Source organism: Phenylobacterium sp. 58.2.17, from assembly GCF_026411515.1.
Lineage (GTDB): Bacteria > Pseudomonadota > Alphaproteobacteria > Caulobacterales > Caulobacteraceae > Phenylobacterium.
Window position 1 is genome coordinate 14,877 of record NZ_JAPMTQ010000018.1, and the last position, 18,448, is coordinate 33,324.

The following is an 18,448-nucleotide window of genomic DNA, read 5'->3' on the forward strand; positions in this document are numbered from 1 at the left end:
CGGCTTAGCAGGGATCGGGGCGCGGTTCAGCCCTTGGGGCGGGCGCGGCCGGCGGCTTCACGCAGCGGGCCGCGGCCGTCGGTCCCGTGCCAGATCTGCATCTGCACGCCGGCCGCGTCGGTCGCATAGCGGAACTGGCCGCGGGTCAGGTCGGGGGTGCCGAGGATCTCCGCGCCCTCGCCGCCGAGCCCGTGGCAGGAGGCGCAATGGGCCTGGTAGAGCGGCACGGCGCGGATGATGGCGGCCTGGTCGCGGGGGGCGCCGGCCAGGGCCAGGACGTATTCGGTGAGGTCGGCGATCTCCGAGGGGGCGAGCTCGCCGGTGTCGCCGAAGGCCGGCATGGCGGCGGTCTGCGGCCAGGCGGTGAGCCGGGCGGCCTCAGGCTGGCGGGGAATCTGCTGCAGGGCGGCGGCGCCGAGGCCCAGGGCGGCGACCAGGCCGGCGCAGAGTAAGGCGGGTACGCGGGACATCGGCGCAGTCTAGAGCATTTTCCGCCGAAGCGGCCACCGCCCTGGGTCCGGCGGGGGCCGGGCGCCCGGACGGGCGCCTGGACGGGCGGGCCTAGAAGCCGACGAACACCGTGGCCTCGTCCACCGACCTGCGTTCGGAGACCACGGCGTTGGCCGGGAAGGTCTCGTCGGGCCAGCCGAGGGCGACCGCCTTCATGATCACCTGGTCGTCGGCGATGCCGGCGTGCTCGCGCACCACCGGCGACTGCATGATGCCCTGGCTGTTGATCACCGCGCCGAGGCCGCGCGACCACGCGGCGTTGACGAGGGCCGTGGTCACCGCCCCGCAGTCGAACGGGGTGTCGTCGCTGCCGGCCAGCACCCGGTCGTAGGTGACGATGACGCAGACCGGGGCATCGAACTGGCGGAAGCCGCGCAGCACCCAGTCCTGGCGCATCTCCTTGTCCTCGCGGGCGATGCCCATGGCGGCGAACAGCTGCTTGGCGACCCCGACCTGGCGGTCGCGGTGCGGGCCGGCGAAGGCCTCGCCGGTGCGGAACTCGCGCGAGTGCGGGATGCCGGCCAGGTTGCGCTCGGTGTTGCCGGCGCGGATCCTGTCCAGCGGCTCGCCGGTCAGGACGTAGAAGTTCCACGGCTGGGTGTTCATCGACGAGGGCGCGCGCATGGCCAGGCCGATGATCTCCTCGATCAGCGCGCGCGGGACCGGATCGGGCTTGTAGCCGCGGATGCTGCGGCGGCCGAGGATGACGTCGTCGAACTGCATGATGGGGCCCAGGTTCATTGGCGCAGGCGCAGAGAACTGCCAGCATTCCGCTGCGAAAGCCAATGGGGCTGTGTGCGGGCGTCGAGCGACGAGCCGACGGCGCGGGCCGCTAGTCGACGATGTCGACGACGGCCCCGACCGCGCCTCCGATGGCCGCGCCCTTGCCGGCGTTGCCCGACAGGCTGCCAATTCCCGCCCCGACGGCGGCGCCGGTGGCGGTGGCGCAGGCGGCGAGCATCACGCTGAGGGCGATCGCCGCGACGATGGAGCCGAGCCTGTTCATGTCGGGGTCCTACTTGGCCGGAGGAAATTGCGGTTTGGCGATCTCGCGCCAGACCACGGAAAGGACGGGCTTGTTCAACTGGGTCGGGTTGGCGCGGTACCAGCCGTCGACCACGCGGATGGCTTCTTCCAGATCGGTGTGCTTGAGGCCGCGTTGGGCGGTCCGCGAGAACGTCTGTTCGGAGCCGGGCAGGTTCTTGGCGTCCCATGCGGCGCCGACCGAGATCATGTTGGAGACGCCGGCGAGATAGGCCCGTTGCTGCTCGATCGAGGAGCGCTTCCAGTCGTTGCCGTCTGCGAGGTGGGTGAGGATCGGCTGGGCCGCGGCGGGCCAGGCCGCCAGCAGCGCGACGGCGACGAAGAGCGGCAAGCGGCGGCGCATGCGCAGGTCCTTCCTTCGAGCGAGGGCTCCTGCGCGGCAGCTGTACGACGGCGTCGCCGCAAGGTGGATCGGGCGAAACCCGCAATGCGGGGCGCGGCGGGCCTGACGCCCCGGGCGACCACGTGCGCTTACGAGCGCACGCCCGTGGCCCGGGAGGCGCGCAGCCTGCCGAGATGCTCGCGCAGCCGGCCGTCGGCGGCGACGAAGGCGCGGCGCGCGACCACGCCGACGGCGAAACTCAGGGGCACGGCGAGGGCGATGTTCGCCGGGTCTGAGAGGCCAAGCGGCCTCAGGCCGTGGATCACGACCGGATGCAGCAGGTAGACGTAGAGCGTCGCGGTTCCGAGGCTGCCGGCCAGGCGCGCGAGGGCGCGCGGCGCCGGGATCGACAGCCGCAGCGCCAGCACGGCCAGCGCCGCGGCGGCGACGCCGAGCACCTGAAGGCTCATGTCGATCTGGACCAACAGGGCGAGGGTGAGGGCCGCCATGGCGAGGGTGACCGCGACCTGCCGCGGGCCGCGCATGGTCTGCATCAGCCAGCCGATCACGAAGATGCTGAACGCCTCCGGCAGGCCGCGCTGCCCGACATAGGGCAGACCCGGCCCGTGCTCCACGAGCGCCAGACCCGCCAGCGCGAGCGCCAGCAGCCCGGACACCACCAGCCCCGATCGCCAGGGCCGCGTCGCGGCCTGCCGCCGCAGGCGGGGGACGGCGGCGACCAGCGCCATCGCCGCCACGATCTGGGCGTAGAGGCTGACGAACCAGAACGGACCGAGCAGCGAGCCGAACATCAGCGGCTCGTAGTTGCCGAGCAGCAGGAAATAGCTGAGCGGCGGGGCCTCGCGCGCCAGGCCGTAGGCCGCCAGCAGCGCGAAATAGATCGGCACGATCGGGTAGAGCATGCGCCTGGCGAACCCGATGGCGTCGCCCTCGGCGATGGGCCGCAGCTGGAAGCGGCCCATGGAGAAGCCCATGACCGCGATCAACGCCCAGGTCCCGCCATGGAGTGGATAGGCGCTGGCGTGCTGGGCCACGACGAGCGAGATCGCCGCCAGCCGCAGCAGCAGGTCGGTGTCGATCCGCGCCAGCGGCGGGCGGGTCGCGCTGGCCGGAACCAGGGCCTCGAGCGCCGACAGCGGCATGTTCTCCCAGCCCGGCGGGGCGCGGCCCAGGCGTTCCTCGAGCGCCATCTGCATGGTCAGGTAGCTCAGCGAGTCGCCGCCGAGCCCGGTGAAGCTGTCGCTTGGCCCGACCGTGGCGCTGCGGGTGGCTTCGCGCAGGATCGCGGCCAGGCTGCTCGACTGGGCGGCGTGGCGACGGGCGGCCATGGCCGAGTCGGCCACCGTTGCGGCGATCTCTTCCAGCGCCTTCTGGTCGACCTTTCCCGAGGGCAGGAGCGGCGGCTCGGGCAGCGGCGCGGCGGCGATCTCGGCCGGCGGCAGGTTGTAGAGGCCGGCCGCCGCGGCCCGCGCCGCCTCGACCTGGCCGGCCTGACGCACCAGCAGCACCAGCCGGTCGCCGGCGGCGACGGCGTGGGCCGGGACGCCGGCCTCGCTCAAGGCCTGCTCGATCTGGTCCAGGCTGAGCCGAAGGCCGAACAGCTTCACGAAGCGCTTCATGCGCCCGACGATGCGGTAGTAGCCCGCGGCCGTGCGCGCGGCGATGTCGCCGGTCCGCAGCTGAGCCGGCCCGGGCGGGGCGGCGAGCCCGGCGCGATCGACGGCGTAGCCCATCATCACATTGGGGCCTTCATAGACCAGTTCGCCCGGCCGGCCGGGGCCGAGGATCTCGCCCCCGGACTCGTCGGCCAGCCAGATCCGCCCGCCCGGGATCGCCTGGCCGATGGTGTCGGCGGCCTCGGGCAGGGCCGAGGGCGGCACCCAGGAGATGCGCGGCGCCGCCTCGGTCTGCCCGTACATCAGCACCAGGTCCCAGCCGCCGTCGCGACCGAGCGCCGCAAAGCGCCGCGCCGTCTCCGGGGCGAGCCGGCCGCCGGCCTGGGTGACATAGCGCAGGCGCGGCAGCTCGGCGCCGGAGAAGCCGGCGGCGGCCAGCAAGTCGAACTGGTGCGGCACCAGGGCCAGGCTGGTGACCCCGGCGGCCCGGGCCTCGGCGAAGAACGCCGGGTCGGACACCGAGCGGTCGGTCAGCGCCAGCGTCGCCCCGACCGACAGGTACGAGTTCAGGACCGACAGTCCGTAGGAATAGAAGAACGGCAGGGTGGTCGCGGCCCGGTCCTGGTCCGTCAGGCCGAGGTACTCGCCGATGGATGCGGCGTTGGCGGCGATGGCGCCGCGCGAGAGGCGGACCATCTTCGGCTCGCCCGTGCTGCCAGACGTCGACAGGAGAAGCGCCAGGTCGGGATGCGGCGGCGGCCAGCCGCCGTCCCGCCAGCCGGCCCGCGCCTCGGCGGCGAGCCGTCCGTCGGCGCCTGCCTTCAGGTGAATGTCGGGGGTCCATACCTGCTGGATGCGGCTGCCGGGCGGGCAGGAGCCGGGCTCCTGGAGCATCACGGGAAAGCCGGCGCGCAGGGCGCCCAGATAGGCGCCGATGGCCTCGCCCGTCGTGGGGAAGTCGAGCAGCACCAGCGGGACGAAGCCGCCGGCCAGCGTCCGCAAGCGGTCGGCCCAGGCCTCGGCGTTCTGCGAGAGCGCCCGGTAGCTGGTCTCGCCGCCCTGGGCCGAGACCAGGGCCGGCCTGTCCGGGGCGGTGACCTCCAACGTCCAGAACGGCGCCATTGCTACCCCGAAAAGTAGATCTCCGCCGTGCAACTCTACATTGGGGCTGGCGTCTGTCCATCGGTCAGGCTCAGGGGGGGGGTGGCATCGAGACGCTCGATGGATCGGGCCAAATTGGGCGTGTCGGGTCGATGTCCTTGCGGCCCATCAAGCTATCGCCGAAGCTCGGCGACCGAACGTTGCCGGTGCGCAGGGCGCGCGGCGGATGGAGGGGCGGACCATGGTCTTGCGACATATGCTGGCGGCCACCGGTCTGGTGCTGGCGTCCGCGGCGCCGGCCGCGGCGCAGGAAGTTCCGACGCTGTTCGGGTGGACGCTCGACAGCGTCCGCGGCGGCGTTCGCTATGCTCCCGATTATCTCGGATCGGACGACTACCGGGCGTGGTTCACCGGCGCGGTGGTGCTGGTCCGGCGCGATGCGGCGCCGACCCCCCAGGGCGCGCCGGACGACGGGGTGAGCCTGGGCCTGATCGGCACGGGGCCGGTGACCGCCGGGGTGGTCGGCCGCTGGCGCTCGTCGCGCGAGGACGACGACGACCTGCGCGGCTTCGAGAAGATCGACGCGACCGTGGAGGCCGGCGGCTTCGTCAACTGGTGGCCGACGGACTGGCTGCGGTTGCGGGCCGAGGCGCGCCGCGGCTTCGGCGGGCATGACGGTTGGGCGGGCGATTTCGGCGCCGACGCCATCGTCCGCGGCGAGCGTTGGACGTTCACGGCCGGGCCGCGCCTCGACTGGGGCGACGACGATTTCACCAGCACCTATTTCGCGGTCACGCCGCAGGACGCCGCCCGCAGCCCGCGCGGGCTCGCGGCCTATGCGCCGAGCGGCGCCACCTGGTCGCCCGGGCTGGTCGCCAGCGCCGAGTATCGGGTGACGCCGCGCTGGAGCGTGCAGAGCGTGGCCACCTATTCGCGGATCACGGGCGATGCGGCCGACAGCCCGATCGTCGAGGACCTGGGCTCGCCGGACCAGTTCAGCATCAGCCTCAGCGCCCGCTACACCCTCGGACAGTGACGGGGCGGCCCAAGCCCTTGAAATGGGTCACGACTGAGACCTCGAACTCCGCGCACCTGAGCTTTGGTCGCGGCGAAACCTCCGAAACGTCCGCAATGGGCGCGGCGCTGCGAGAACCCGCAACGGGTTGGAGGCGAATTCGTCCGCCCAGCCGTCGGGGTCCGCTGAATGGGCTTGGCCAGAGGCCTGCTTTGACCCATTGCGGACATCGACGACGGGGCAGCGACCTGACTGCTCAGGGCTCCAAGGAGACCATAGTCACGTCCGCTTCGGGGCATCTAACCTTGCACGGAAGGCGATGACCGACACTGGCGCGACACTGACACTTCGACATGAGCCCCGGTACGTCATTTGTCCTCTCGACGACATCCCAAGGGAGTGTTCAGGGGAAGAAGCTCGACCTGCCCAGAATTGATCGGTGCGCCTGACTCGAATTGCTGCTTCAGCCAAAGGCGACCTTGAGTATCCCTCATCAGCTGACGACATCTGCGGTAACCGGGGCCTTCGACACACAGCTCATCGCCTACGACTGACGCTTTGCCGTTCACATCCGCACGATCCTGAATGCCGACGTAGTCCCCATTTGCGGCGAAGATCTCCTCCTGGAGGAATGACTCGCCTGGCACGCAAGGCACGGATCGCATGATCGCGCCGTCTTTCAGCAGTGCCTGGAGTTCACGACCAGTAAGTTGGCGACCGCGGTCGGCTACCTGCGCGAATGCTTGGCAGGCTCCCGTAACCACAAGCACAGATGCCGCAAGAAGAGTTCGTCGCATTCAACCCTCGCCGGCGACGAGCCTGTCACGGGAGCGGCGTCGCGCAAATGGGCAGGGGGCAAATGTTTGCGGCTCCACCCGGTCGCTCGCTGCTCGCCGTTCAGACAAAGGGGGCTATCTCAAAGGAGGCGGCCATGAGCCAACCAGATCTCTTTCGCACCCCAATTAAGCCCTGGAACGCTGGCCGACTGGTCGGCCCCAAGGCACCGCTCAAGCCAAAGCATGTTTGGGCGATCCGTCAGGAATTGAAGGGCGCGCGACGTTGTCGTGATCTGGCGATGTTCAACTGCGCCCTCGATTCAAAGCTTCGAGCCTGCGACCTCGTGCGTCTCAGGCTCAGCGATGTGGCGCCGGGCGGAGCGCTCCGAACGCGGTCAACCATCATCCAGCAGAAGACCGGCCGCCCCGTTCCGTTTGAGATTACCGAGCCGACCCGGAGCTCGATTGAGGATTGGCTGAAGGTCCGCGGCGCTAGGAGTGATGATTGGTTGTTCCCCAGCCGGAACCGACCTGGACGCCACATCGGCACGCGCCAATATGCGCGCCTCGTCGATCGCTGGGTTCGGCTGATCGAACTTGAGGCCGATGCCTACGGGACGCACAGCCTTCGTCGCACCAAGGTTGCGTTGCTCTACAAGAAGACCGGCAATCTGAGGGCCTGCCAACTGCTGCTTGGCCATCGAAAGCTGGAGAGCACGGTCCGATATCTCGGAATTGAGGTAGACGACGCGCTCTCAATTTCCGAGCAGGTGAACTCTGAGTGACCTAGCGGGTCCGCTCGGCGGACCCGCCGATGGTCAGGGAGGGGTGGTTAGCGGGCTAGCGCCCGCAGGCAAGGCCGCTGGAGGGGGCGGGCACGGAGGGAGATTACCCGCGCTGGACTCTGTCTCTGCCCGAGCCTCGTTTCGCCATGCGTCTCAAGCCCTGAGCATGTTCGCTGCCTGCGTGTAGTTGTACGCCTCGTAAAGCGTCCACAGACCGCCCGCGATGAAGACCACGCCGATAAGGATGAACAGCGTCATCACGCCGACGGCAATCAGCGTCCCCCCCATCAGATAGCCAACCGTTGTCGGGATGCTGTAGACCGCGCGGGTCTTGTCGTTGCGCAGCGCGAGCGCCTTGAACACGCCGTTCTTCTCGCGTCCGGCCAGTGTCACTTCATCGCCATCCCGAATGTCCGGCACGTCGGCCAGCTTGATTTGCGCGGAGCGCTCGCCCACGCGAAAGGCGATGACCTGTCCGGTTTTCACGGAGCCGCCATTGCGGCCTACCGTGCCCCGCGTTTCAGTCGAATGACGGATACCGCTCACGGCTCCGCTTAGTGTGGTCAGTCCCATCTCAGTCCTTTGCGGTCTAGAGTTTCGGCGCTTGCGCCGCCGCGTCCGATTTGCGTTTGGCATTGGTCCTGAGACCGTTGGCCCACACGGTGGTGCGCATTTCCGCCGCCGAAGGCCGTCAGCGCCGCGCGGGCCTCCGCTTCGGTCATGCCGAAACGCACTCTGCAACGTCCATCTTGGCCGCAGGCGTCGAGGCGGTGTGCGCGAAGGCGGGCGTGAGCGTGGTCAGCGCCACGCCGATGAGAGCGGAACACAGCGCAGCCCTTCGCTGCATGCGGGATCTCCTTACCCGGATGGATGAAGTGCGGCGTCAGCCCGTCACGTCGCTGATATCGTTCGCGCGCCAGTCGGGCGGCATGGTCGATTGGGCGCAGTAGCGCGCGTTGCGCTCCCAGCCGTGCTCGCTCTTGGCGGTGAACGCCGTATCCCCTGTAAGGGTGTAGAGGGAGGTACTGGTTTCCGGTGGGGCATTGTCCTGCAAATCGCGGCAGGCTTCCGTCACGCGGTAGGTATCCGGCCCTGTTTGCTCGATTTTCTTGAACTCGCAGAAATTCCGTGCGCCGCCGATGCCCTCGCGGCGCAGCAGCGTCGTGGTGGCGTTGGAGGCTTGGCCGCACGGCGTGTCGCTCTCGACGTAGTAACCGCGCTTGAGGGGCAGCGCAGCGATGGTGGCTGCTTGCGCTTTGGCCGGAACAGCTTCAGGCGCAGGGGGTGCAGCAGCTTCGTTTGTGACAGCGCCAACCGCCGGTGTGTTGCCGGATACCGTTTCCGCTGCCACCTGTGTGGCGGCGGCGTTCTCCGCCGTTAAGGTGTTCTGGCCGCAAGCGGAAAGTGACACCACAAGCAGCGGCACAACGAGGGAACGGGCTTTGCTCATGACATCTCCGCGTGTGAAAATCCCTTTCCGCTATGGTTAAGGTGGCGCGGATGCCTATTCGCCCCCTAAACAGGGTAGAAATCAGCCACGGCAGGACGGCAAAGCGCTATCCCGCCGTATCGTTCATGCGAGGTTGCTGGTGCGTCGCAGGAGTCAATTCGCAGCAACGGATGAATGAGGAGGAACTGCACGGTCATGCCGTCAGAAGAACTCTATGAAGCGTCCCGCGTCTCGGGCCTTGTTGCGCATCTATACGATGCGGCCATAGACGATACCTTGTGGTCAGGCACCGCGACCCGCATCGCAGAAACCTTCAGATCGACCAGCACCGTCTTGAAGCTGCACGGCGACGGCGCACGCGTGAACCTTCTCGAATGCACCGACAACCTCGTGGTGTCGGAGCGGCAGCAGGCTTGGGCCGACGACTGGCACCGCAAGGATTTATGGGTGGAGCGCAGCGTCGCCTACGGCATGTCGCGCATCATCACCGACCAAGACCTGGTGACGCCCGAGGAACAGGCGCGCAGCGGCTTTTATCAGGAATGGCTCCGGCATTTGGATATCCATCACATGCTCGGGGCGGTCTTTCCCGCAGCGGATGGGGCGATTGGCGTACTCGGCATTCACAGGCCGCAGGGTGCGGGAGCCTATAGCGCAACGGAGCGGCGTCAGGCGGCGCTGGTGCTGCCGCACTTGCAGCGGGCGCTGCGTCTCGGGCAGCGTTTCGCGGCGGTGTCACAATCTCATGCCGCCGCCTTGGAGGCGCTCGACAGACTGGATACAGGCGTTCTGATTGTGGAGGGCGCGGGCCGGGTCATTCAAGCCAGCAGTATGGCGGAGCGCCTGTTGCGCGAGAACGCGGAGCTTATGGTTATTCGCGGGCGGCTGGCGCTGCGCCCGCCTGCGCTGCACGACTCATTGTTGTCTCTGGTGCAAGGTGCAATGGCCACCGCGCGGGGCAGGATTGCCAAATCCGGCGCGGCGCTCTCCATTCCGCGTCCGCACCGCATGCCGCTGGCTCTTGAGGTCGCCCCCATGCGCCCGACCGTATCGGCCTTTGGGGAGCAGCGGCCTGCCGTGCTGGTGTTCATCCGCGACCCCGAAGCGCCGATCGCCGTCGCACGCCTGCGCGAGCTATTCAGCCTCACGCGGACAGAGGGCGTGGTTGCGTCTGCGCTCGGACGGGGAGCCTCGCTTGAGGACATTGCCGCAAACATGGGCATCGGGCTTGCCACCGTGCGCAGCCACCTTAAGCGCATTCTCGCCAAGACCGGAACACATCGGCAGGCGGAAGCCGTGGCAATGCTAGCGCGCAGCGTTTCGACGGTTTCCAATCACTGACGATAGGGGCGCGTCCGGCATGCTTCGGCGATCTCCGCCTATTCCAGCATGTTCCAGCCGCTCGACCGGTCCTTTTGGTGGTCCAAGGTCCTAAGCCCGCGCGCTAAGGTCCGCAACGAGTCGACAGCGGTCGAAGCCATAACGTCTGACTGCAGACCCACTACTAGGTCCGCTTCCAGGCACGATGCCAATGTCTCCTGATGGCGCTTTGCAGGCGCTATCCAAGCTCGTAGCAAACGTCCGCTTCCCATCCTTGCCGACATAGCAGGCGTCCGCTCCTGGTTGCTCGGCGAGCCGTCGCTGGGCGGGCGACCTCTGCGCCTCCCCAATCTCACTTCGATGTATCGGGCCGCTCTCAAAGCGTAAGGGGGCCGGTCTAAAGTGGGGGCCGTCGTGCGTGGGTCACTTGGGCGCGCCTCGCCGCTGAACGGCGTCAGGCGCTTCGAGGCTTCGGAGGTAGTCCACCAGCGCGTTGATCTCGTCTTCCCCCAACTCCAAAGCCGGCATGCGAGGATGAATCGGCGCCGCGCCCTCTTCAAGGGATCTCGGCCAGTTCTTGATCATTCCCTCTTCGAGCAGTTGAGCCAGTCCGCCTGGGCCATATCTGTACTTGAGACGCGCAAAGGGCGGGGCTTCCTTCAGCGGACTTTCGCCATCGCCGATGGCGTGGCACGCCGCGCAATTGCGTTCAGCAACCTTCCTGCCGGCGGTCACCGACGGACGCTCGGCCGCCACGGCCCATGAGCTGATAGACAGCACGGTCAGCGATGCAGCTGCCGAAGCCAGGAGTCTGCGGTTTCTGAGCATCTAGATGTCGCTCGCTTCAAGGAAGAGGCAGCATGACAACAGCCGTTCAGGGGAGCAAGGCCGCCAGGCGGGGCGCGTTTCAGTGAGCGGTCGCCAACGGCCTCATTGGTCCAGTGGAGCCCGGGGACCCGGCTCGACCGCGACAGCGCGCTGAAGCCGGCCGCGCGGTTCCACTAGGTGGTGGGGCCCCCGTGTCATGCGATCGCTACAGAAGCCTCACCGCGATGACATCAAGCCTCACTAGTTAGCCCGCTCCATCGTCCTGGCGACAGCGGGGGCGGGGAGTGGGGCGCGCTGCAAAAAGCGCAAGTTGAAAGCCGTAAAATGTCGTTTGTTTCTCGGTTCCTGGTGACCGTGTCAGCCCTCGCGCTCGCCTCGGCGGCGCATGCGCAAACCTTCGCCGACGACGCCTCAACCGATGCCGGCGGCGCCGTCGAGGAGTTGGTGGTCACCGGCAGCACCCTGCGCAGCCAGGAGGCGGTGAGGAACCGCCGCGAAAGCGTCGCGGTCGTCGACACCCTGACCCAGGACGACACGGGCGACCTGGCCGACGAGACCCTGGCCGAGGCGCTGATCCGGGTGCCCGGCGTGTCATCGATGCAGACCCTCTATGGGGAGCAGGAGGCGGCCTATGTCTCGGTGCGCGGCATCTCGCCCGACCTCAACTTCACCTCGTTCGACGGCATGGCGATGTTCTCGTCGGCCAATGACGGCGACGGCCTGCGCCGCGTCGACCTGAACCTGATCCCGACCCAGATCTCGCGGACCACCGAGGTCTTCAAGACCTTCACCCCCGACCTCGACGTCGGCGCCATCGGGGGCGTCACCAACATCATTCCGCGCAGCGCGCTGAACGATCCCGACACCACCTATCTCGACGTGTTCGGGACCTACCAGTCCGGCAAGGGCAAGTACGTGCCCGGAACCAACAGCCTAGGCGACTACAACGACACGCCCTGGGGCGGCGGGGTGAAGGGGCTGCTGGCGCGCTCCTTCGGGGACCGGCAGCAGTTCGGCGTCGTGCTGTCGGGCGTCTATCGTCAGAAGACCTTCGACTACACCAAGCGCAACGCCAACGGCCGGGTGTTCTACACGCCGGCGGGCACGCCCGGGAGCGCCGACCTGTCCAACTGGGACGGCCAGCAGCCGCTGCCGTCGCTGATCCGGCCGATGGACTACACCCACTTCACCAAGACCTACGGCGGCTCGGCCCAGTTCGAGTACGAGCCCATGCCGGGCCTGCAGCTGTCGGTCCTCGGCTACGGCTACCGCCAGCAGGAAGACCAGACGTTCAACCAGTTCCAGGTCCAGAACTATTCCAACCTGCAGCGCCTGAGCCCCGAGGTCGCCCGGCTGAAGATCGGCAACACCACCTCGGGCTATGACTACGACCGGTTCGAGAACGAGACAGGGGGCGCCATCTTCAAGGCCGTCGCCGACCTGGGCGACAAGGGTTCGCTTGAGTTCCGCGCCGGCTGGAACATCAACCGGTTCCACGACACCGACCTGGGCGCCTATTACGCGTTCACGCCGCCGAACTCGTTCATCACCTTCGACATGTCCGGCCTGTCGGACCAGATCACGATCGAGAACAACGACGCGCTGATCAACATCGCCAACTACAAGCTGTCGTCCGCCTCGGACCTCTATGTCGACGCCGAGATGACCTCCAAGGAGGCCAAGCTCGACTACAAATGGAACTATGGCGGCGAGGCCCGCGGCTTCGGCTTCGCGGCCGGCGCCGACCTGCGGCAGGTCGAGACCGAGCGCGACTCCAGGACCATCACCTACGTGTCCAACAGCAGCCCGATGGGCGCCGTCGGCTTCGTGCCGGACATCAGCTCGTGGATGTACGAGTACCCGGTCGTCTGGGTGAACTACGACCAGTTCGCCCAGTCGGTGAAGCCGGGCCTGGCGATCAACCAGACCAGCACGAACAACGCCGCCTGGTCGGCCGACTACCGATATGAGGAGACCGTCCTGGCCGGCTATGCGGCCCTGTCCTATGCGACCGACACCTTCAGCGCGGTCGCCGGCCTGCGCTACGACAAGGTCGACTTCACCGCCCATTCGCCGCTGGCCACGGCTGGACGCTATGACGGGACGTTCGCCGAGCGCGACGGAGGATACGACCACCTGCTGCCGTCGTTCATCGCCACCCAGCGCCTCTCCGACAATCTGCGGATCAAGGCCGGCTACAGCCGGACCCTCGGCCGGCCGGCATTCGGCGACATCGCGCGGGCCGAGAGCGTCAACACCCAGAACCTGACGATTTCCCGCGGCAACCCGGACCTGAAGCCCCGCCGGTCCGACAATTTCGATCTGGCCGCGGAGTACTATTTCGGCGGCAGCGGCCTGGTCTCGATCAGCGGCTTCTACAAGAAGATCAAGGACGACATCTTCACCCAGACCACCCAGCAGACGATCAACGGCGCCACCTACGACGTCTCGCAGCCGATGAACGCCTCGCAGTCGACGATGAAGGGCATCGAGTTCCAGGTCGTCACCGACGCCGTTCCGTACCTGCCGGGCTTCCTGGAGGACAAGGTCGGCTTCTCGGCCAACGCCACCCGGATGTGGGCGGAGATGGACTACGCGTCGGGCAAGACCTGGGTGCACCTGGACGCCCTGCAGTACCAGGCCGACTGGCTGGTCAATGTCAGCACCTTCTACCGCCTGCCGCGCAACGGCGAGATCCGCCTCGCCTACAACTGGAAGAGCCGCAGCCCGATCTCGCTGGGCGCCTATCCGTGGACGACCTACTGGCTCGAGGAGCGCGGACAGCTCGACGCGGCGGTCCGCTACACGCTGGCCGACAACCTGATCGCCAAGTTCCAGGTCAACAACATCCTCGAGGACCCGGTGCAGCAGGGCTACTACGGCGTGCCCTACGAAATGCGCCGCTATGAGCTGACCCGGAACCGTTCGTTCCAACTCGACCTGATCTACAAGTACTGATGGGGCCGGGGGGTATGAAGCAGCGGCTTCTCAGCCTGGCGAGCGCCGCCGTCGTCATGGCGACGGCGGCCGGCGCTCAGGCCGCGGGCTATCGGTCGGGCGACTGCGGGGAGTTCACGGTGGCCATGATCCCGGACACCCAGAACTATGTCGACTACCGCCACCAAAAGTGGTCGGGCTTCCCCTTCGACGCGGCCGAGCAGTACTACGCGCAGCTGTGGTGGGTGGGCGAGCGCGCCGCCGGCGCGGGCGGCGACATCGTCTTCGCCACCCACATGGGCGACGTCTGGCAGCACTATTCGGAGTGGATGGACGAGGGCCACGCCGCCCGCGGCTTCAAGTGGATGCCCAATTTCGGCGGGTCCGAAGTCGCCGCCTCGCCCAAGGTGCACACGCGGGCGTTCGAGATCCCCACAGCGGTCCGCGGCTATCAGCTGATCGACGGCAAGCTGCCGTTCTCGGTGCTGCCGGGCAACCACGACTTCGATGCGCTGTGGACCGACCCGGCCCATCCGCCGCGCCCTGAGGCCAAGAAGGACGGCGTGAGGCATGTCGGCGGCCTCACCGGGTTCCAGTCGGCGTTCTCGGCGGACTCGGCGTTCTTCAAGGACAAGCCCTGGTACGTGGGCTCCCACGACGGCGGCGCCGACAGCGCCCAGGTGTTCACCGCCGGCAAGTGCAAGTTCCTGCACATCGCCCTGCAATACCACGCGCCGGACGCCTCGCTGGCCTGGGCCGCGAAGCTCATCCAGCGGTATCCCGGCCTGCCGACCATCGTCTCGACCCACGACTATCTCGACCGTGACGGCAAGCGGAACCGGCGCTCGAACCCGAACAACAGCCGGCTCGACCGCCAAGACAACGACCCGCAGATGATCTGGGACGAGTTCATCAGCCGCCAGGATCAGGTGTTCCTGGTGCTGAGCGGCCACGTCGGCGGTCAGGGCTACAGCGTTGCTGCCAACGCCTTCGGCCACGAGGTTCACCAGTTGATGGCCGACTATCAGGGCCGCGGGCGGACCGCCACGGAGGCCGGGGCGGACGGCGCCGATGTCGGCGACGGCTGGCTGCGGCTGCTGAAGTTCAAGCTGGACGGCGAGCGGCCGTCGATCGACGTCCGCACCTATTCCACCCACTACGGCAAGTTCGCCTCGGAGATCCCGGAGTACGGCGCCTGGTACAAGGCCCATGACGGCCAGGCGGGGCTCTCCGACGCTGACTACCTCAAGCGCGACGAGTTCGCGCTCCCCCTCACAGATTTCCACCAGCGCTTCGGCGCGCCCGCGACGCCGTCGCGGCAAAAGCCTTGATCGAAAGGGCAGGCAGCTCATGCTTATTCGCGATCGCCGCGAGCTCATTAAGGCGGCCGGCGCCTTGGCCCTGGTCTCGGGCTTTGCGCCCCAGCGGGTGATCGCCGCGCCGACCGGCGCCTATCCGTTCGCGCTGGGCGTGGCCGCGGGCGACCCGTGGCCCGACGGCTTCGTGATCTGGACGCGGCTGGCGCCCAAGCCGCTGGAAGAGCACGGCGGCATGCCGCAGAGCGCGGTGAAGGTCGGCTGGGAAGTCTCCGAAGACCAGCGCTTCGCCAAGATCGTCCGCAGGGGCGAGACGTTGGCCCGGCCCGAGCTCGCCCACTCGGTCCATGTCGAGCTCTCCGGCCTGCGGCCGCACCGCCACTACTGGTACCGCTTCACCCTGGCCGGCGGCGAGGCCAGCCCGATCGGCATGGCCCGCACCGCGCCGGCCGCCGGCGAGCTGGCGACCAGCGTCCGCATCGGCGTCGGCGGCTGCCAGCACTGGGAGGCCGGATTCTTCGACGCCTGGGGCCACATGGCGCGCGAGCCCGATCTCGACCTCGTGTTCCACTACGGCGACTATATCTACGAGCGCGCGAGCCGGCCGCTGGGCGAAGGCGTCGTGCGCCAGCACGTCGGCGACGAGATCTACAGCATCGACGACTACCGGCGCCGCCACGCCCAGTACAAGTCCGACCCGCACCTGCAGGCGGCGCACGCGGCCTGCGCGTTCGCGGTCTCGTTCGACGACCACGAGGTCGACAACAACTGGGCGGGCGAACTCGATCAGGACGGCACGCCGCCGGAGTTCTTCGCGCTGCGCAAGCTGGCGGCCCTCCAGGCCTGGTACGAGCACATGCCGGTGCGCCGCGCCCAGTTGCCGGGCCCGGGCGGGATCACCGCCTATCGCCGGCTCGACTATGGCGGCCTGCTGCGCATGCATGTTCTCGACACGCGCTCATACCGTTCCGACCAGCCCTGCAACGACGGCAAGCTCAAGCCGTGTCCGATTGAGGCGCACGTCGCCCCGACCATGCTCGGCGCCAGCCAGGAGGCCTGGCTCGACGAGGGGCTGGGCAACAGCGCGGTGTGGAACCTGCTGGCACAGCAGGTGCTGGTCACGCCCTATCAGCGGCACAACCCGGGGGAGTCGGCGTCCTTCACCTCGTTCGACACCTGGGACGGCTATCGCCCGGCCCGGGCGCGGCTGGTCGACTCCATCCGCAAGCGCGAGCTGACCAATGTCGTGATCGCCTCGGGCGACTTCCACCGCAACATCGTCAGCGCGGTGCCCGAGCGCGAGGAGGCGCCCGACGGCAAGGCGGCGGCGGTGGAGTTCCTCGCCACCTCGATCACCTCGAACGGCGACGGCGGCCCCCTCGCACAGGCCGAACGCGAGCTGTCGACCAATCCGCACATGAAGATGATCAACAATTTCCGCGGCTACCACATCTTCGACATCTCGCCCAAGCGCTGGGAGACCAGCGTCAAGGTGATGGACAAGGTCCAGACCCCCGGCGGCAAGATCAGCGCGATGGCGCGATACGCGGTCACTCCGGATCAGTCGAAGGTGTACGAGGCCTAGGCGGCCACCGTAGCGGGCGGCGTGGCTCCGTCGCCCGCGTCGCGGAAAATGCTGGCCCGCGTGAACACAAACGCCAGTCTGGTCTCCGCTGGCGAAAGACTCGGTCGCTCCAATTGATGTCAGGCGCGCGTACCGCGCCGCGGCCGCCCCGAGGCCGGGGCGGCGCGATGCAGATTTCTCGCGCGCCATGGTTGGGGTGCGCGCGACGCTCGACGTCTCTATAGCCGGGTGCAGGACGCACAGCGGGACGCGAAGTACGAATGACGCCGAAAAGCGGCATCGAAATGGATGAGATGGCGCGTCGCTACGCAGGTCCGCTGGCGCGCTACTTCCGTGCACGCGTGCGCTCGGCAGCGGACATCGACGATATGGTCCAGGAGGTGTTCCTGCGGCTCGCCGCGCGCCGCGGAGACAGCGCGGTGGATACGCCCGAGAACTACCTGTTCACGGTCGCCGCGAGCGTCCTCAATGACAGCTTCAGGCGCGCCGCAAGACGCGGGGGAGCCCATCAGCTGTTTGACGAGCAGTTGCACGCCGACGAGGATTTCTCGCCGGAGCGGGTCTACCTTGGACAGGAACAGCTACGCATCGTCGTGAGGGCGCTGCACGAACTGCCCGAACGCACCAGGACCGTCTTCGTACTGCACCGCTACGAGGAGATGAGCTACGCGCAGATCGCGCGCCGGCTGCAGGTCTCGGTGAGCGCCATCGAGAAGCACATGAGCAAGGCCCTGGCGCATCTGTCCAGGCGAGGGAGGCTCCCATGAACGGCAAGCCTCAGATCACCGACCCCGACGAAATCGCCGCCAACTTCTTCCTGCGTCGGCGATCGAGTCAGTGGAGCCAGGCAGATGCGCGTGAGCTGCAGGCCTGGCTGGACGTCTCGCCGCTTCATCGCGCCTGTTTCGAGAGCGTCGAGCGCATGTGGGACGATTCGGGGCACGTGGCCGCCAGCGCCGACATACGTGCGCTACGCGCTGAGGCCCTGGGGGTTCGCACGCCGCCCGAGCGGGGATGGTCACGGCGGCGGACGGCGATCGCCGCGAGCCTCGCACTGATCGCAACCGCCGGAGGGCTTGGGCTGCTGATCTGGGGAGGCGGCGGGCCCGCCGGCCCGGTGGAAGCGCCGCCCCAAGTCTATCGAACGGCCGTCGGCGAGCGCGCCACCGTGACCCTAGCGGACGGATCGCGTCTGCTGCTCAACACCGCCAGCGAGGTGAAGGTCGACTATACCCCCGCGCGACGGGGGCTGCAGTTGGTTTCCGGCGAAGCCTGGTTCGACGTCGCCAAGGACAGCACACGCCCGTTCGTGGTCAGCGCCGGGCGCCATGCGGTGACGGCGGTGGGGACATCCTTTGACGTGCGCATGGAGTCATCTGGCCTCCGGGTCGCCGTGGTCGAGGGACGGGTTGTTGTCGATGCGGTCGGACGTGGCAGGCTCTCGGAGGTGAGGGCGGGCGAAAGGATCGACGTTTCGGGTGAAACCGCGGTGCTGCGCCCATCGGGCCCGGTGGCGGGCGACTGGCGCGAGGGCCGGATCGAGTTCGCCGCGGCGACCCTTTCCGAGGCTGCAGCCGAAATGAACCGCTATCGCCGCACGCCCATCGTCGTGACCGACCCGGCGATCGCCCGCATGCGCGTCAGCGGCGTCTTCTATGCTGGCGAAAACAGCGGCTTCCTGGACGCCCTGCCGCTCACGCACCCGGTCATCGTCGAGGTGGGCGAGGACGCGGTGCGCATCAGGCCGGCGGCATCTGACAAAAAAATTCATCGATGAGGTGAGGCCCCGCCGCCGCCTGGCGTCTTCGCCTGGAAACCCGCG

Annotated in this window: 16 protein-coding genes; 8 read left to right on the forward strand and 8 right to left on the reverse strand. The window is 68.0% G+C overall.

What is annotated here, in order from left to right; genetic code table 11:
- Positions 1-26 precede the first annotated feature (26 nt).
- The 5 genes from OUA97_RS13130 to OUA97_RS13150 all read right to left on the reverse strand — a co-directional run bounded on the left by OUA97_RS13130 (position 27) and on the right by OUA97_RS13150 (position 4,635).
- A complete protein-coding gene (locus OUA97_RS13130) occupies positions 27-470 on the reverse strand; it encodes a c-type cytochrome (RefSeq protein ID WP_267232349.1) in 444 nt (147 codons plus the stop codon).
- Between the two features lie 91 nt (positions 471-561).
- Positions 562-1,251: a nitroreductase gene (locus OUA97_RS13135; RefSeq protein WP_323690794.1), complete on the reverse strand. Its 690-nt coding sequence runs from the start codon at positions 1,249-1,251 to the stop codon at positions 562-564.
- 91 nt (positions 1,252-1,342) lie between these two features.
- Positions 1,343-1,516, reverse strand: a complete 174-nt coding sequence (locus tag OUA97_RS13140; RefSeq protein ID WP_267232350.1) for a hypothetical protein — start codon at positions 1,514-1,516, stop codon at positions 1,343-1,345.
- Positions 1,517-1,525: 9 nt separating this feature from the next.
- Positions 1,526-1,897: a hypothetical protein gene (locus tag OUA97_RS13145; protein ID WP_267232351.1), complete on the reverse strand. Its 372-nt coding sequence runs from the start codon at positions 1,895-1,897 to the stop codon at positions 1,526-1,528.
- A 128-nt stretch (positions 1,898-2,025) separates the two neighbouring features.
- Positions 2,026-4,635 carry a non-ribosomal peptide synthetase gene (locus tag OUA97_RS13150; RefSeq protein ID WP_267232352.1) on the reverse strand — a complete coding sequence of 870 codons (2,610 nt, stop codon included), beginning with the start codon at positions 4,633-4,635 and terminating at the stop codon, positions 2,026-2,028.
- Between the two features lie 220 nt (positions 4,636-4,855).
- Here OUA97_RS13150 and OUA97_RS13155 point away from each other — a divergent pair, with 220 nt between their 5' ends.
- Together OUA97_RS13155 and OUA97_RS13160 are read left to right on the forward strand one after the other, a co-directional pair.
- On the forward strand, positions 4,856-5,650 hold the full coding sequence (locus OUA97_RS13155) for a MipA/OmpV family protein (RefSeq protein ID WP_267232353.1): 795 nt from the start codon (positions 4,856-4,858) through the stop codon (positions 5,648-5,650).
- Positions 5,651-6,560: 910 nt separating this feature from the next.
- Positions 6,561-7,190, forward strand: coding sequence for a tyrosine-type recombinase/integrase (locus OUA97_RS13160; RefSeq protein ID WP_267232354.1), 630 nt, complete (start codon positions 6,561-6,563; stop codon positions 7,188-7,190).
- Positions 7,191-7,343: 153 nt separating this feature from the next.
- On the opposite strand, the gene OUA97_RS13165 is transcribed toward OUA97_RS13160, so the two are convergent.
- Both OUA97_RS13165 and OUA97_RS13170 read right to left on the reverse strand, forming a co-directional pair.
- A complete protein-coding gene (locus tag OUA97_RS13165; RefSeq protein WP_267232355.1) occupies positions 7,344-7,736 on the reverse strand; it encodes a hypothetical protein in 393 nt (130 codons plus the stop codon).
- 337 nt (positions 7,737-8,073) lie between these two features.
- The gene (locus OUA97_RS13170) at positions 8,074-8,640 is read right to left on the reverse strand and encodes a hypothetical protein (protein ID WP_267232356.1); all 567 of its coding nucleotides are present in this window, start codon (positions 8,638-8,640) and stop codon (positions 8,074-8,076) included.
- Positions 8,641-8,835: 195 nt separating this feature from the next.
- Between OUA97_RS13170 and OUA97_RS13175 the strand changes: the two genes are divergently transcribed.
- Positions 8,836-9,981, forward strand: coding sequence for a helix-turn-helix transcriptional regulator (locus tag OUA97_RS13175; protein ID WP_267232357.1), 1,146 nt, complete (start codon positions 8,836-8,838; stop codon positions 9,979-9,981).
- Positions 9,982-10,383: 402 nt separating this feature from the next.
- Here OUA97_RS13175 and OUA97_RS13180 read toward each other — a convergent pair whose 3' ends face one another.
- Positions 10,384-10,788: a c-type cytochrome gene (locus OUA97_RS13180; RefSeq protein WP_267232358.1), complete on the reverse strand. Its 405-nt coding sequence runs from the start codon at positions 10,786-10,788 to the stop codon at positions 10,384-10,386.
- Positions 10,789-11,112: 324 nt separating this feature from the next.
- Here OUA97_RS13180 and OUA97_RS13185 point away from each other — a divergent pair, with 324 nt between their 5' ends.
- The 5 genes from OUA97_RS13185 (at position 11,113) to OUA97_RS13205 (ending at position 18,403) form a co-directional block, all read left to right on the forward strand.
- Complete coding sequence (locus OUA97_RS13185; RefSeq protein WP_267232359.1) at positions 11,113-13,746, forward strand: TonB-dependent receptor; 2,634 nt, start codon at positions 11,113-11,115, stop codon at positions 13,744-13,746.
- A 14-nt stretch (positions 13,747-13,760) separates the two neighbouring features.
- Complete coding sequence (locus OUA97_RS13190; protein ID WP_267232360.1) at positions 13,761-15,056, forward strand: serine/threonine protein phosphatase; 1,296 nt, start codon at positions 13,761-13,763, stop codon at positions 15,054-15,056.
- A gap of 19 nt (positions 15,057-15,075) precedes the next feature.
- Positions 15,076-16,626, forward strand: coding sequence for an alkaline phosphatase D family protein (locus tag OUA97_RS13195; RefSeq protein WP_267232361.1), 1,551 nt, complete (start codon positions 15,076-15,078; stop codon positions 16,624-16,626).
- A 260-nt stretch (positions 16,627-16,886) separates the two neighbouring features.
- Positions 16,887-17,393, forward strand: a complete 507-nt coding sequence (locus tag OUA97_RS13200; RefSeq protein ID WP_267232362.1) for an RNA polymerase sigma factor — start codon at positions 16,887-16,889, stop codon at positions 17,391-17,393.
- Positions 17,390-18,403, forward strand: a complete 1,014-nt coding sequence (locus OUA97_RS13205) for a FecR family protein (RefSeq protein ID WP_267232363.1) — start codon at positions 17,390-17,392, stop codon at positions 18,401-18,403. Before OUA97_RS13200 ends, OUA97_RS13205 begins: the two co-directional genes overlap by 4 nt.
- Positions 18,404-18,448: the final 45 nt, after the last annotated feature.